Here is a 14601-nt window from a genome sequence, read left to right as displayed (position 1 = left end):
CCAGTTAATTTATGTCCAATACTTTTCTATCGATCGTTATCCCGATGCGCGAGGGATTTAGCGAGCATTGGCTAGGAGAACTATTGAAAGTCAAGGGAGATATAGAATTTATTTTAGTTCATCCTCCCGGGGTCAAACCTTCGCCAGTAAATGATCCACGCATGAAACAGATTGTCTGTGCTTTACGAGGTGAAATTATTCAAAGAAGTACAGGATTTTTAAATGCCAGAGGTACTTATATTCTCACAATCAATTGCGATGAATATTTACACCCGGAGTTTGCTATCGTCACCTTAGTTAAAGACTATTTTGAACGCTTCCCCAATAGTTGGGTATTACGATTAGCCAGATGTGAATTTCCCTACGGTGAACGAGAAAAATTAGAGAGTACTTGGCCAACAATTCCCGATGTAAACAGTTTAGCTATCTGTAGCAGAAGAGAAAATAATAGTAACTTATTTAAAGATAATAATTATTTATTAGAATTACCGATCGCTCCTTTAGATAATCCTTTTAATCCCCAAGTTTTTCTCAATCAACGTCGCGATCAAAATGGTCCCCATTTAGAAAATTTTGATAAAAAAGTTTGGAAAAGTGAACTTGTGCAAGCGGCGACGATAGAAATTACTAATCTCATGAACTTATTGGGTCCGATTAAATATATTCCTTTTTGGTGTTTAGATAGATTACTAGGGTTATATATTCAGGCTAAATATTTTGAAAAAGAGCGCATAATCGGTCACTGGATGCCGAAGTCTCCCGAACAAATACGAATCGAAGATAATCCCCCTGAATACCAAAGAACTTGGCGATTTTACTTTTTATCGGAAGTTATGTTATTAAGAAAATTCCCTCAGTATGGATATCTTTGGAATCTAGCTATCTATCAATTTTTAGAACTGCCTGCTTGGATGATTAAATCTCTGAGACAAAAAATTATACCCAGTAAATCAGTCTAGTTATATCCAAGTGATCGGTAATCCAGAACAATAACCTAAATTTATGGAACTAGGCTCTGTTTCCCAATCTAAAACCTGTTCGACACGCTGATAAATTGCCGCCGCTTCCTCACTAGAATTGCCGATACAAGTTAACCCTAATTTACCAAATTCTGACAGCGCACCCATGAGATGAAAAACTGTTCCCGTTTTACTGCTACTATCAAAATGCAAGTGATGTTTAGCAATAATATCCATTAAATCATCGGGAAGTAAACCTTTGTATTGGGGTTTGTGGAGATTATCGGAGGCAATATAGTATTTTTCCTGGTGAGGTTGACTGAAAAATAATCCAGTTTTTTGATCATATTCACCATTAGTTAAAAGCTTTAAAGTCATAAAAGGATGGGTAGTTCCTCCTTTTCGCAGATTAATTTCGATCGCCTGTAAATCCCAGACTAAAGTTTCTGGATTTTTGACAGCGACGAAATCAACTCCATAGCGTTCAATTGCTCCCTTGGCTGCCAGAATTTCCCCTATTTTTAGGCCTAATTCCTGTAATTGTAGGCGATAATTTTCATCGGCAGGAAAATGACAACCTAGATAAATTTGACCATCGGGACCCCCTAAAATTTGATCGTGAGTGGAAAGAATCTTCACTTCTCCCGTGGGTGTAATATAACCTTGCACACTTGGCGATCGCTTTTCTTCTCCTTCAATAAAAGCTTCGACAATTCCCCCTAATTCAGCAATTTTGCCAGAAAAACTCTCCCAATTTTCATCGCTTGCTTGAAAACTCATCTTCTCTAATTGTTTGGACAAGAGATTCATTTTCTCGCTTAAATCTAGACTGTTACTATCCACAATTTCCCCTAAAGGACGTAAATCTAAAACCGCATTTCCTTCTCCCGATAACCCCTCATTTAACTTCACTACCATGCGTTTTAATTGCGGTTGACGGGACCACAAACTAGCGGCTTCGTATAACAAATCCTTGACCGTATTTATCTGTAAACTACCGTCAGGATGGGGAATATTGCCTTGTCCAAAAATCTCGCGACTGCCACTTTTAGAACCCCAATACAATAAATCTGGACTACAGGCAAATAAAGGAATATCTAATTGTAAAGACAATTCTCGCTCTAAATTAGTAGAATTAAAACAAACCATATAGGCCCGATCTCGACGCAACGCTTGCCGGATTCTTGCTACTAAGCGCGGTCTTTCCAGAATTTTTTGGGTTAAAGGTTGAAAAGAGTTATCGTGAGTTGTCAGTAATAACAGACGATTATTAGCATGGGAAAAGGGAATCCCCGGTAACAATTGCAGGTAATAATCAATCACCATCCGCGAAAGTGGCTGCGCTGTTACATAGATTAAACGGGTTTTCGGGTGTCGCAACCGAATCAGAGAAAATAATAATCTTTCTTCGTAATGTAAAAAACCCGCCACTTTTTGACCGACTCTCTGATCGATACTAAAAGAAGGGATAACTAGGATATCATAATCGCATTCATCCGATTCGAGAACGTTTTCTCCCTGCCAAATCTCTTTTAATTTTTCTTGTAATTCTTGATACCGCAGCCGCTTTTCTAGCATCAAATCTTTATCTAACAGCATGGTTTGTCCCACCTCTGGGGTTGCAGATACCTGTATCTTATCGATTTTGAGAGCCTGTCGTCTCCAGTGTCTTTCTTTTCTTAATATTCCCCCAATCCCTGGGATCATTCCCATTAAAAAGGGATACAGTGGACTCTGTATCCCTTTTAATCACCTGAGATTGTCTTTAACCTAGCGGGTGGAATAAGAGATCGGGATAAAAGCGATTAAATTCGATTAAAATCCCGGCGGTGAAAGTCAGCAGCGCCATAATTAACACGGGTGCGGACGAGAGAAATTTAGTAAGTCCTTCCATCTGAGTTCTCCTAGGGAATAAAAAGTCAAGGGTTTGACACAAAAATTAACGAGGGGAAACGGTAATTTCCGAATCCTTAACGGTTAATTTACCGGAAGTGGCCTCTTGTAAAGCCGCCAAGGGCCAGAGAAAACCCGTTAACATTTTGCTGAGAGCGAGGGGAACATCGATGATGATTTCCTTCATTTCGGCATCTTTGTCGTCGCGCACGGCGATTAAATAGGCCCGACCAACCCAACCGATCCAACCAGTAATGTACAGGAATAGGATGCTAGGGATAAAGAAATCGCCCATGTGGTCCCAACGACCATCAACAATTAGGTGCGGATAGCCTTCCGGTCCACAGAGAGCTTGGGAGTAGGTTTGAGCGCGTTTGGCTCCCGATTCGGGGTCAGGAGTGGTGTTGCGGAAACTCTTCGCTTTTTGTAGGAAAGCGGGATTTTCGCTACAAGGGGTCAGATTGGACAAATCAGCCGACGCTGGAGCGGCAAAGGTGAACCAGAGAGATAGCACCAGGGCCAGAGCGAACAATTTTCGCATAAATTGTTTCCTTTTGTTACGAAATATGAAGTTCTTTGTTCAAAAAGCGAACAATTTGATCGTACACGGAAAAAATCTTACTCCGATGAGGGGTACGAGTAAAGTTTCTATTACAAAACTATACGCAACGCTTTAGACCCCGGTGATATGAACCACCACTTGCCTTTGATGACGACTCTGACGATGTTCCCAGAGATAGATACCTTGCCAGATCCCTAAAACTAATTTACCTCTAGCGATCGGGATTTGTTCCGATGTCCGGGTTAGGACCGAGCGAATGTGAGCGGGCATATCGTCTGGCCCTTCGGTAGAGTGATAGTAGAGACTGCTATCTTCCGGGACTAACTTGGCGAAGAAATTGGCCAAATCGGTGAGAACATCGGGATCGGCATTTTCTTGGATCAGCAAAGAAGCGGAGGTGTGACAGACAAATATACTGCATAATCCCGTCGTTATGCCCGATTCAGCCACGATCGCTTCTATGGGGGCAGTCAGACGATGGAAATTCTTGGGACTGGTGGCAATTGTCAGGGATTTTTGATATTGACGCATGGGAACCGAATCAGAGAGAAATGGGGGTGGGGGGGATTGTCCTCGATAGCAAAGGTTGTCCCGCTTGCAAGAGATCGTGAAGGTTCACCACTGCACCGATAACAGCGATCGCTGGGGCTTCAAAGCCGGTGGCTTCGATCTGGTCCATAATCGTGGTGAAAGTACCGATTAACTGCTGTTGTTGCGGTGTTGTTCCCCAGCGAATCAGGGCGATCGGTGTTTCTGGACTTCTGCCCGCCTTGGTTAACTCGCCGATAATATAGGGTAAATTATGCACACCCATGTAAACGACAATTGTTTCCGCACCATGGGCGATCGCTGACCAGTTAACTTGAGGACGATATTTACCCGCCATCTCGTGGCCGGTGACGAAGGTAACGGAGGAACTATAATCGCGATGGGTGAGGGGAATACCGGCGTAGGCAGGCACAGCAATTCCTGAAGTGATCCCCGGCACGATCTCGACGCTAATTCCGGCCGCAATCAGATCGAGCATTTCTTCACCCCCGCGACCGAAAACAAAGGGATCCCCTCCTTTAAGACGAACAACCACAGCATTAGTCTGGGCCTTCTCGATCAGTAAAGCGGTGATTTCCTCCTGTACCAGAGAATGACGACCGCGACGCTTACCCCCATGGATTTGTTCGGCCCGGTGGTTAATCATGGCTAGAATCGAGGGGCTGACTAGGGCATCATAGAGGACAACATCGGCATTTTCTAAGAGAACTTTCGCTTTTAAGGTCAACAAACCGGGATCCCCGGGACCCGCACCGACGAGATAGACCTTACCGCAACTTTCTGATTGATTCATAGATACTGGGGAGAAAATTCTTGCTTCGATCGAATGCGCTTGATCCCTACTTTATTGTGACTGGGGCAAAATTTGGTATTTTGGCTACAGTTACTCGGCGATCATGCGCTTTCTTCATGAAGAATTATGATCTTAACATTACTTAACCTTTAATCTAGCGATCACTCTGATCCTAAATCTTGTTTAACAGGTATGGGGGAGAGCGGGTTTTTAAAGTGGGATTGGGAGTTAATCATACTATTAAAAACCGATTCAGTATAACGGTGAAGTTAGGCAATTGGTACGACTTGGAGGCGTAACCCAAGTGATTGTAAGACCTTAAGAACTGTGGCAAACTCTGGATTGCCTTCGATTGACAAAGCTTTATAGAGACTTTCACGCCCCAACCCTGTTTCACGGGCAATATGTGTCATCCCTTTAGATCGAGCAATATCACCTAATGCTGCTACCACTAAGCTTGGATCGCCATCTTCAAGGGCTGCTTCAAGATATGCAGCTATATCTTCTTTTGTTTCGAGATGTTCTGCCGCATCCCAAGGATAGGTTTGGATAGTAGCCATGAAAATCTCCTATAAGTCTTGTGCTAAATTTAATGCTGTTTTGATGTCCCGTTCTTGAGTTTGCTTATCTCCTGCTGCCAAGAGGATGATCAAGGTCTCTCCTCGCTGAATGAAATACACCCGATAGCCTTGGCCATAATCGATCCGCAGTTCCGATACACCTTTTCCTACTGGTTTAACATCGCCTGGATTGCCCATAGACAGGCGACGAACACGAATGTCTATACGTGCTTTTGCTTGGCGATCCCGCAAATTGCTAAACCACTGAGAGTAGGTTTCGGTCTGGCGAATTTCAATCATGCCTTAAGTGTATCCTATGGGATACAGAAGGACAAGCAATAAAAATAAGGTGCGTTACATTTCATTCATTAACGCACCCTACCAGATCGGCGATCACACTGAGTACCCAAATACTATCGCAGTACAAAATTTTGGTTCAACCTATCGCCGAAAGAGCCATGAAGCTAAATCAATAACCAGGTTTAACAACCAAGGAACAAATAGTGCAAGCAGCCACCCTATCAAATTAATCGTTGCAAGCGAGACTAAGATTTTCCAACCAAGAATTAACCACCTAAAAATGAAGAATGAATCAGAAAATTCCCAAATTGCTAAGATAACCCAAGCAATCAAAGCAAGAGACAACGCCGGGAAAATAATCCTAAGTAAAATCCAATCCAAATTAGGGAAAGTCGTCAATGTCAAGGCTAGTTTATCAAGATGTGTGTAGTAAAAATAGCCGATGGGATAAGCCACAAGCCAAAGGTTCGCCAAGAAATTAGCTGACTGTGGATCTCCAGGAACTGTCTTGCCTGTTGGCAAAAAAACTATACCATCAGATCCATACCCTGTAGTCATCTCATCATGATCTATACTAACAAATATCCCAATCAGGAATGCGGGTATAAGCCATATGATCGAGAAGACTGCAATTTGGCTGAGTTCAGGAAGCGGAGAGCTAAAACGGACTCCAGTCGCAATTATGCTATCGCAACTGGTCAGGAAAATCGCAACTGGTAGTGCAGATAACCAGGGTGACAATCTTTGCTGAGCTTTCTTCTTTCGTCGCATGAAATTGTGTCGCATGAAATGGTAAGGATAGCTCAAATAAGTTTCTTCAAATGCCTCAGAAGCATTTCAAATTAGCCAGCTAACTACATATTATAGGTCAACTTTCTGTATAACACTCTCTGGGGTAACGATATGGGTCAACTTTCTGTATAACACTCTATTTAGGCGCAATCGCCGGAAGTTTTCCCTATATCACGCCCAAAAGCCTGTTAGCCATATCAGCTTACTGCAAACAATCTCCTTTAAGGAAACTTATCACAGAAGCTTTCCAAAGTTATAGCAAAGATTCTTAGATATGACTGCACTTTGTCACAAAATTTCACTATTATTTCGGGTGCAGTGATTTGTTATGTTTCTTGGTTCACAACTTCTTTAACAATTTGTCATACTCTGCGTGAGAGCCTATCCAAAACCAAACAATTACATTCTTACTCTTGATTCTTCCCTTGCGCTCTCCAACCTATACCGACTCTGATTGACCAGATCTGGTCTTCTTGATTGACCTCCTTAAATTCTCAGCTTGGATGACTTGGGTTATCTTTCCATAACTTGTAATTTTTTCTGGCTGTTCTTTTCACTCTTTCTGGTAGCTGTTGAAATAAGCCGACGAAATCTGGATTTAGTTCCGACTTCATAGATCATCAAATCCCATTTCTTCAGTCTGTCCGTTTTCTGAATCCGCAATAGCTTTCTGAGCAAGTTCTTTGAGAATTAAGCTGTCTTGGGGTTTAGATAATGTTTCTTGCCATTGGATTTCATTTTCGATGTCTTCAATAAACTGCTCTGCCAGTTCGTCTTGAATTGCTTCTGGCAGTTCTTGAGCTTTTTGTACGGCTTTACTTAGAAGTGTTGATAACATTTTTTCTCTTCTCTTCTCTTGAAAATATAACTACATATTATAGGTCAACTTTCTGCATAACAATCTCCAGAGTAACGATATGGGTCAACTATCGCCAGAACTTTTCCCTATATCAAGCCCAAAAGCTTGTTAGCCAGATTAGCATATTGCCAAAAATCTTGTTTAACTAAATTCCTGACAATTAGGCTCATTCTAGCGATGATTCCTATATCTGACCGCCCCCCTTGACAAAAATTGATAATTATTCGATCTTTAGCGATCGCTATCGGGGATAATTGTTTTTTGTTACAGCAATATGAAGCAGCCCAACTGATGGCTATATTTCCAGATTATCGCCCGCAGGAAACCAATAATTGCCGATGATAAATTTGTCGTCACCGTCGGGGGTGAACACGCTATCACCACGGGAGTAGTACAAGCTTACCGACAAGCTTTATCGGAACCTTTTACTGTGGTTCAAATTGATGCTCATGGCGATATGCGTTGTGAGTACGAAGGCTCCCACCATAACCACGCCTGTGTGATGCGTCGGGTGTTAGAAATGGGTTTACCGACTTTACCCAGGGGAATTCGGGCTATTTGTCGAGAAGAAGCCGAATTAATCGCTAAACAGCAGATTCCCGTGATTTGGGATCGAGATATCGCTAGGGATGCGGAGTTATGCTGCTTTCGCCAACACAACTTTCAGGAGCCTCCAACTTCAATCACTTCTCCTGGAGCAACTTTATCTAATACGCTACAGGCATCTGGCATTAGGGGAAGTAAGTCAGAAAGTTTGTTGCTGGTTGCTACAAAAACAATAACTGCCACTCCAGCTTGCTGTAAATTTTGCTGATAACGCAAATTTTGATCTGTAGTGAGGAGAATCGTGAAACCCTCCTGAATCATCAGCCTCAGCAACTCACCGTTCTTTTTCCCTGACCATCCCATCTCAACAACTGTGCATACCTCGTAATCGGCAAGCTCACGCTTTAACGGACGTGGGGCGCATTCATCGAGCAGGATTCGCATAGGCTGTCAACATTTCCTTTGCTAATTCAAGGGCTGAGATCGCCTGTTCTCGACTGACACTGGGAAAATGGTCTAGAAATACTTCTAATGAATCACCAGCCTCAAGATAATCAAGTAGGGTTCTCATCGGCACACGAGTTCCTACAAAAACAGGGGTTCCCCCTAGAATGTCGGGATCACTGTGAACAACACGGGATATTAATTCCATAACAAATATATCCAACTGGCTACTAGCTTTTATAGTCATTGTATCCTAAAGTCATTTAAACTAAACTTAGTTTGTGGACTTAGTTTTTTAAGAGCATGGAAACTGTAAACATTCATCAGGCTAAAACAAACCTTTCTCGGCTATTGTCCCGTGTGGAACTCGGAGAGGAAATCGTTATTTCAAACCGAGGTATTCCAATTGCTAAACTTGTTCCATTTCGGACATCTTTAGATCGACGGTCTAGTTTAGGACAAGATCGAGGGATGTTTACCGTACCAGATGATTTTAATGCCCCTTTACCAGAAGATATTTTGGTAGCATTTGAGGGTGGTGCGGAGTGAGACTTTTACTGGATACACAATGCTGGCTGTGGTGGTTTGCCCAACCAGACAAGTTAAGTGAGAATGTAATTGAACAAATTGCCAACGAAAGCAATGAAGTGTGGTTTTCTGTTGCCAGTGTTTGGGAGATGGGAATTAAAGTCTCAATCGGTAAATTACCACTGCCAGAGCAAATAGATAATTATGTCTCTACTCGAATGACCCAACTAGGAGCTAGATCGTTAGAGATCAATGCTTCTCATGCTTTGCGGGCGGCTGCATTGCCTTTACATCATCGTGATCCTTTTGACCGAATGCTGATTGCACAAGCTCAGGTAGAAGATATGACACTTGTGAGTGCGGATTCAACATTTAATCAATATGAAGTGTCTTTGCTTTGGGCAGCTAGTTCTGGCTCTTCTCGACTTTGTGTGATAATTTTGGCTTATGGAATCCTGAAGTGCTTATTGGGCAAAACTTTTAGGACTATTTTGCGGAATAAACTATCAGTATAGACCTAGTTTCCACACAGAAACCAGAAGAGCCTAGTTCTTAGTCATAAACACAGAATTTCAGCTGCCTTCTAGATGTTCGTCAACCAAATTCTGTGTAGTTGCAATTATTAACTCGCACATTTTTGCAACTAATTGACTGTCATTTCTGGAAGACTCCAAAGTGACTTGACACTGACCTGCACAAGAGCCTTCAATTTCACAGCCTTTGCAGAAATGGTTCTTACAGCTTCAATCAATGTGCATGGTGCGTTCCCCAAAAATCGATCGTCGGTAGAAGTTACATTAGGGAACGCACCCTACAGCGATAGCGATCGCACTTGTTCAAGGGTTATCAAGCGTCGTTCAAGAGTTGCTGTGTCTAGCATGGCTGCTCCTAGATTGAAAGGTATAATTTAATTGCATAGCGCAATAATTTATTCTAGTCTAGCTAAAAAATTGTCATCGTATTCAAATTACTGTTTACATAAGCAAAAATAAGATGCGTTACATTTCATGAACGCACCCTACAATATCGGCGATTGCGCTCAGATTAATTAATCTGCATTATTACCTCTAGAGCCAAAGTAAAAACCAAGGGCTGTACCAATTAAACCTGTCTGAGCGGTCAATATAAATGTGATTAAATCTTTCACCAATGAACTTGTCTTATCGAATGACTCTATCTTCTTTTCATCTATAAAACCCGACATAACTGTCAGAATTATGATTAATCCAAAACTTGCAGTTAAGGTTCCTGCTAAGATTTTTATCAAAAAAGTCGCTAATTGTGAGCGAGTCGTCTCCTGTCTCTCTTCAAGCTTAATACCCGTTTCCACCTGAGATGGCAACAAGTTTTTAATATCAACCTCTTGAGTCTGAACATAACGCTTAATCATTTCATCATTTGGAAGATCAGGAGTGCCATTTTCTTCAGAGGAAGATTCAGGGAGAGGTGCTTTTTGCTTTTCAGGTTCGATTGGCATTATTTCAACAATCCAGAAATACTTACTTCAAAACAATCTCCCCAACAGAGTTATCTTTGCGTTTCACTAACAACTTATCCCCTTGGCTGGTTGTGATGTCATAAATATATGCCGCGATCGCCACAGCTTTTTTTAACGCAACTTCAGGACTGATACCTTGCTGCTCTGCAAGCCAGATAAGGAGATTAGCGACTTCGCTATCCATCACAACACTTTTTGCGGCTTTATCAATACCCACCTGAAAAATTTCCGATTGATTGATAATGCCTGTTCCACGTTGGGAAATGCCATAAACGTTCTGCTGAGAAGTATCAATGATTCTAGTATTATCCCCAGATTGAAGTTTGTCTGCCATAGCCCTAAATCCTTTAAATCTCGTTTCATGTATAGTATAGCTCTAGCAGACAGTATGAATTAAATCTAGATCCTTCCCCATGCCTGGAATCAAAGGAATTGGAAATTGAGCTTCTAGAGTTAATCTTGAATGCTGTCTAAACAAACAGTTCAAGCTGCATAACTACATATTACACGGAAAATTTCTGCATAACACTCTCCAGAGTAACGATATGGGTCAACTTTCAGTATATCACCCCATTTAGGCGCGATCGCCAGAACTTTTCCCTATATCACGCCCAAAAGCGTGTTAGCCAGATTAGCATCTTGCCAAAAACCTTGTTTAACTAAATTCCTGACAACTAGGCTCATTCTAGCGATGACTCCTAATATCTGACCGCACCCCTTGACAAAAATTTATAATTATTCGACCTTTAGGGATCGCTATCGGGGATAATTGTTTTTTGTTACAGCAGTATGAAGCAGCCTAACTGATGGCTATATTTCCAGATTATCGCCCGCAGCAAACCCATCTTGATCGAGAAATCGAGGGATTTATCCATTGATGGATAAGGGTTTTTTGCTATTGCAGTAGATATGTCTGGGGTCAGTTGAGATAGACAAAAATAGTCAAAATATTTATAATAGAAGATTAGACTAAAATTTTCTGTGACTTGCCCATGTTATTGTCTTGCGCCACCGGTAGCGAACAATTTTTAGGGAGTGAAGCGATCGCATCTTACGCCACAGCTAAGGCCGTGATCCTGCCGATTCCCTACGAGGCCACCACCACCTATCGCAAGGGTTGTGAAACTGGACCGGCGGCGGTGATTACCGCTTCCCAACAATTGGAAGCTTATGACGAGGAACTTAAGAGGGAAACCTGTTTAGAAGTGGGCATCTATACCCATGATGCGATCGCCGATACCCGTCAACAACCGCAATTGTCCGCCGAGGAGATGTTAGCCGTCACCACAGCTACAGTTTCGCGTTTAATTGCCGATGATAAATTTGTCGTCGCCGTCGGGGGTGAACACGCTATCACTACGGGAGTAGTACAAGCTTATCGACAGGCTTTATCTGACCCTTTTACGGTGGTTCAAATTGATGCCCATGGCGATATGCGTTTTGAGTACGAAGGATCGCACCATAACCACGCCTGTGTGATGCGTCGGGTGTTAGAAATGGGTTTACCGACCTTACCCGTGGGAATTCGGGCTATTTGTCGAGAAGAAGCCGAATTAATCGCTAAACAGCAGATTCCCGTGATTTGGGATCGAGATATCGCCAGGGATGCGGATTGGATCGAAAATGCGATCGCCAAAATTAGCACCGAGAAGGTATTTTTAACCATAGACGTGGATGGCATAGATCCGGCTTTAATTCCGGGGGTGGGAACACCTGAACCGGGTGGCTTAAGTTGGCATCACACCCTAGGCTTTCTCCGTCGTCTTTTCCAAACTCATCAGGTGATTGGCTGTGATGTGATGGAATTGGCCCCGATTAGTGATTCGGTGGTCTCGGAATTTACCACTGCCAAGTTAATTTATAAGTTAATTGGCTATCAATTTACTGCCTAGGGGCTTGCCTAATTAGAAGCAATCGTGTTATAATAACAATTCGTGCGGACGTATAGCTCAGTTGGTTAGAGTACATCGTTGACATCGATGGGGTCACTGGTTCGAATCCAGTTACGTCCATAAATTATCTGCCCTAGTCCTGCTCATCGAAAATTTGGGTCTGAAACCCCGTCGTTCTACGACGGCTTTACTGTTAAATATGAGCATCGTTTACGAAATATATGCTAAAACGTGAGGTATGGAAAAAGCCTACTCGTTTCGATTTTACCGGCTCTTCTCGACTTTGTGTGATAATTTTTGCTTATGGAGTCGTGAAATGCTTATTGGGCAAGACTTTTAGGGCTATTTTGCGGATATTCTATCAGTATAGACCTCGTTTCCACACAGAAACCAGAAGAGCCTTTTACCCCACACCCGAACAAGAGTCGCTATTGCGGCGCACATTGGGCTGTGTAAGATTAGTTTACAATAAAGCTCTCCACGAACGAACACAAGCTTGGTATGAAAGACAAGAAAGAGTAGGCTACGCTCAAACTTCTTCAATGCTAACCGATTGGAAAAAGCAAGAAGAATTAAACTTTCTCAATGAAGTAAGCTGTGTACCTTTACAACAAGGGTTAAGACATTTACAAACAGCTTTTACTAATTTCTTTGCTGGTCGTACTAAGTATCCTAACTTTAAGAAAAAACATCAAGGAGGAAGTGCCGAATTTACCAAATCAGCCTTTAAATTTAAAGACAAACAAATCTATTTAGCTAAATGCACAGAACCTTTACCTATTCGATGGTCAAGACAAATCCCAGAAAGCTGTGAACCAAGCACAGTAACAGTCAGATTACATCCTTCTGGACGTTGGCATATCTCAATTAGATTTGATGACCCAACGATTAAGCCTCTACCAGTAACAGATAAAGCCATCGGAATTGACTTAGGAATTAGTAGCCTTCTGATTACTAGCGATGGTGACAAAGTATCTAATCCTAAGCATTTTAAAAAGCATTATCGGAGACTGCGAAAGGCGCAAAAAAATCTGTCTAGAAAACAGAAAGACTCAAAGAATCGAGAAAAGGCAAAAATCAAAGTAGCCAGAATTCACGCTCGAATCACCGATAGCAGAAAAGACCATTTACATAAGCTAACCACTCAATTAGTTCGGGAAAACCAAACGATTGTGGTTGAGAATTTAGCCGTCAAGAATCTGGTCAAAAACCCGAAATTATCTCAGGCAATATCTGATGTAAGCTGGGGTGAAATAACACGACAATTAGCCTATAAATGCCGTTGGTACGGCAGAAATTACGTCGAAATAGATATACTTTAGACGTTCATAATCTGAGATTTATTAAACTTCTGAAATCGTAGAGTCAGCAAGGAATCCAGTTCTTTTTTATGTTTCAGATGGGCATCATTCAGACATTCATAAATAGCTGAAGAAAAGTCAGAAAAGTTCTCATAATATTTACCATATAAACATTTCTTTTTGACCAATTTCCACAGCCTTTCAATTAAATTTAGATTAGGTGAATAAGACGGCAGATAGAGCAGCTCTATTGACAAAGAAAGAGCCAATTCTTCAACAATTTTACATTTTTGATAGCGGGCATTATCTAAGACTAGAGTGATGGGAATCATTAGTCCTAAAGCAGCTATTTTTGACCGGAGTTCACAGACTTGAGTTGCCGTAATATAAGTTTCATATGTTACCAGAATAACTTCATGAGTTATTGCATTTAATGCTCCTAAAACATTGAAGCGTTTACGCCCGCTCGGTGACTTAACAAAAAGTCTCTCAAAACACCAAACAAAACCGAGAAATGCTCCCATGACGAAGTGAGCGGCATCAACAAAAAAAACAGCCCTTTTTCCTTCTTTTGCCTCATTTAGTCTGGGTTCTAGCTTTTTTTCTTTGTAGTCCTCTTGTTCATCTGGGTCAGCTTTAGAAGGAAGAGAACCTACTTTTAAACATTTCATTCCCATTGATTTTAAAAATTTTCTCACTTGGGTAGGACTTCGTTTTATTCCTGTCAATTCTTCTCTTCTATATACAGCTTCATTTATTGTGGCTGGTGGATTTTTCTCGAAGTATTTTTTGAGGGTTTCTTTTTGAGACTCTAATTCACTTTTATGGCGATAGAAGTTGATTTCTTTTAATTTTTCTATTCCGCCCTCTTGCTCATCTCGAAGATAGGTTAATAAGGTATTTGGCGAGATTCCTGCTAACTGACAAATTTTTTGGTGCGGTATCTTTTGGCTTTTTAACCAGAGAACTTCCATCTTCAGTTGAACCCGGGGATGGGGATGATGAAATCTTTCATAATACAGTGAGTTCTTTTCTTCTTCCGTGAATTCTAGGTTAATCATGTTTTTAATGAGTGCTTTGCTTCTAATTATGACTCTTAAACTATATTATTGTCCTTGAGTAAAA

At 41.6% G+C, this 14601-nt stretch carries 18 protein-coding genes, 1 tRNA gene and 4 pseudogenes; 8 read left to right on the top strand and 15 right to left on the bottom strand.

Going from position 1 to position 14601, the window contains the following annotated elements; genetic code table 11:
* Positions 1-11: 11 nt before the first annotated feature.
* Positions 12-959, top strand: coding sequence for a hypothetical protein (locus VL20_RS13935; RefSeq protein WP_052276840.1), 948 nt, complete (start codon positions 12-14; stop codon positions 957-959).
* Here VL20_RS13935 and VL20_RS13930 read toward each other — a convergent pair whose 3' ends face one another.
* The 10 genes and pseudogenes from VL20_RS13930 to VL20_RS13890 form a co-directional block, all read right to left on the bottom strand.
* A complete protein-coding gene (locus VL20_RS13930) occupies positions 960-2558 on the bottom strand; it encodes a peptide ligase PGM1-related protein (RefSeq protein ID WP_052278471.1) in 1599 nt (532 codons plus the stop codon). It lies immediately after the preceding gene.
* Between the two features lie 166 nt (positions 2559-2724).
* A complete protein-coding gene (gene psaJ / locus VL20_RS13925; protein ID WP_002738148.1) occupies positions 2725-2853 on the bottom strand; it encodes a photosystem I reaction center subunit IX in 129 nt (42 codons plus the stop codon).
* Positions 2854-2898: 45 nt separating this feature from the next.
* Positions 2899-3393 (bottom strand): photosystem I reaction center subunit III, encoded by a 495-nt coding sequence (locus VL20_RS13920; RefSeq protein WP_002735968.1) that lies wholly within the window; start codon positions 3391-3393, stop codon positions 2899-2901.
* A 132-nt stretch (positions 3394-3525) separates the two neighbouring features.
* The gene (locus VL20_RS13915; protein ID WP_002757262.1) at positions 3526-3945 is read right to left on the bottom strand and encodes a secondary thiamine-phosphate synthase enzyme YjbQ; all 420 of its coding nucleotides are present in this window, start codon (positions 3943-3945) and stop codon (positions 3526-3528) included.
* A 10-nt stretch (positions 3946-3955) separates the two neighbouring features.
* On the bottom strand, positions 3956-4756 hold the full coding sequence (cobA, locus tag VL20_RS13910; RefSeq protein WP_052276839.1) for a uroporphyrinogen-III C-methyltransferase: 801 nt from the start codon (positions 4754-4756) through the stop codon (positions 3956-3958).
* 269 nt (positions 4757-5025) lie between these two features.
* Complete coding sequence (locus tag VL20_RS13905) at positions 5026-5316, bottom strand: addiction module antidote protein (RefSeq protein WP_002757266.1); 291 nt, start codon at positions 5314-5316, stop codon at positions 5026-5028.
* Positions 5317-5325: 9 nt separating this feature from the next.
* Positions 5326-5616 carry a type II toxin-antitoxin system RelE/ParE family toxin gene (locus VL20_RS13900; protein ID WP_046661678.1) on the bottom strand — a complete coding sequence of 97 codons (291 nt, stop codon included), beginning with the start codon at positions 5614-5616 and terminating at the stop codon, positions 5326-5328.
* Between the two features lie 141 nt (positions 5617-5757).
* Positions 5758-6387: a hypothetical protein gene (locus tag VL20_RS13895; protein WP_128575219.1), complete on the bottom strand. Its 630-nt coding sequence runs from the start codon at positions 6385-6387 to the stop codon at positions 5758-5760.
* 361 nt (positions 6388-6748) lie between these two features.
* Positions 6749-7022 (bottom strand): annotated as a pseudogene (locus tag VL20_RS28770) (ParE family toxin-like protein).
* Positions 7019-7246: a hypothetical protein gene (locus VL20_RS13890; protein ID WP_052276837.1), complete on the bottom strand. Its 228-nt coding sequence runs from the start codon at positions 7244-7246 to the stop codon at positions 7019-7021. Before VL20_RS13890 ends, VL20_RS28770 begins: the two are co-directional and overlap by 4 nt.
* 234 nt (positions 7247-7480) lie before the next feature.
* On the opposite strand from VL20_RS13890, the gene VL20_RS32720 reads away from it, so the two are divergent.
* Together VL20_RS32720 and VL20_RS31195 are read left to right on the top strand one after the other, a co-directional pair.
* Positions 7481-7609 carry a hypothetical protein gene (locus tag VL20_RS32720; RefSeq protein WP_284525783.1) on the top strand — a complete coding sequence of 43 codons (129 nt, stop codon included), beginning with the start codon at positions 7481-7483 and terminating at the stop codon, positions 7607-7609.
* Positions 7596-7898, top strand: a pseudogene (locus tag VL20_RS31195) (arginase family protein); the annotation flags it as partial. The gene VL20_RS32720 and the pseudogene VL20_RS31195, both read left to right, overlap by 14 nt.
* A 32-nt stretch (positions 7899-7930) precedes the next feature.
* Here VL20_RS31195 and VL20_RS31190 read toward each other — a convergent pair.
* Positions 7931-8257, bottom strand: a complete 327-nt coding sequence (locus VL20_RS31190) for a DUF5615 family PIN-like protein (protein ID WP_052276836.1) — start codon at positions 8255-8257, stop codon at positions 7931-7933.
* Positions 8238-8504 carry a DUF433 domain-containing protein gene (locus VL20_RS13880; RefSeq protein ID WP_052276835.1) on the bottom strand — a complete coding sequence of 89 codons (267 nt, stop codon included), beginning with the start codon at positions 8502-8504 and terminating at the stop codon, positions 8238-8240. The genes VL20_RS31190 and VL20_RS13880 overlap by 20 nt, the downstream gene beginning before the upstream one ends.
* Positions 8505-8560: 56 nt before the next feature.
* Between VL20_RS13880 and VL20_RS13875 the strand changes: the two genes are divergently transcribed.
* Entirely contained in the window at positions 8561-8806 is a 246-nt protein-coding gene (locus tag VL20_RS13875) for a type II toxin-antitoxin system Phd/YefM family antitoxin (RefSeq protein WP_008201147.1), read from the top strand.
* Positions 8803-9198: pseudogene (locus tag VL20_RS13870) on the top strand (type II toxin-antitoxin system VapC family toxin); the annotation flags it as partial. The gene VL20_RS13875 and the pseudogene VL20_RS13870, both read left to right, overlap by 4 nt.
* Before the next feature lie 635 nt (positions 9199-9833).
* Here VL20_RS13870 and VL20_RS13865 read toward each other — a convergent pair.
* Positions 9834-10262 carry a hypothetical protein gene (locus VL20_RS13865; RefSeq protein WP_052276834.1) on the bottom strand — a complete coding sequence of 143 codons (429 nt, stop codon included), beginning with the start codon at positions 10260-10262 and terminating at the stop codon, positions 9834-9836.
* Positions 10263-10284: 22 nt separating this feature from the next.
* Positions 10285-10617, bottom strand: coding sequence for a hypothetical protein (locus tag VL20_RS13860; RefSeq protein ID WP_052276833.1), 333 nt, complete (start codon positions 10615-10617; stop codon positions 10285-10287).
* A gap of 658 nt (positions 10618-11275) precedes the next feature.
* Between VL20_RS13860 and speB the strand changes: the two genes are divergently transcribed.
* From speB to VL20_RS13845, 3 genes and pseudogenes are all read left to right on the top strand, one after another.
* Entirely contained in the window at positions 11276-12175 is a 900-nt protein-coding gene (gene speB / locus VL20_RS13855; protein WP_052276832.1) for an agmatinase, read from the top strand.
* A gap of 46 nt (positions 12176-12221) precedes the next feature.
* A tRNA-Val gene (locus tag VL20_RS13850) sits at positions 12222-12295 on the top strand.
* 233 nt (positions 12296-12528) lie between these two features.
* Positions 12529-13488, top strand: a pseudogene (locus tag VL20_RS13845) (RNA-guided endonuclease InsQ/TnpB family protein); the annotation flags it as partial.
* Positions 13489-13493: 5 nt separating this feature from the next.
* On the opposite strand, the gene VL20_RS13840 reads toward VL20_RS13845, so the two are convergent.
* Entirely contained in the window at positions 13494-14537 is a 1044-nt protein-coding gene (locus tag VL20_RS13840; protein WP_128575217.1) for an IS630 family transposase, read from the bottom strand.
* Positions 14538-14601 lie beyond the last annotated feature (64 nt).

The organism is Microcystis panniformis FACHB-1757, from assembly GCF_001264245.1.
GTDB classification, from domain to species: Bacteria; Cyanobacteriota; Cyanobacteriia; order Cyanobacteriales; family Microcystaceae; genus Microcystis; species Microcystis panniformis.
The sequence above is the reverse complement of the archived record's forward strand: the minus strand, read 5'-3'. Positions and strand labels throughout refer to the sequence as shown.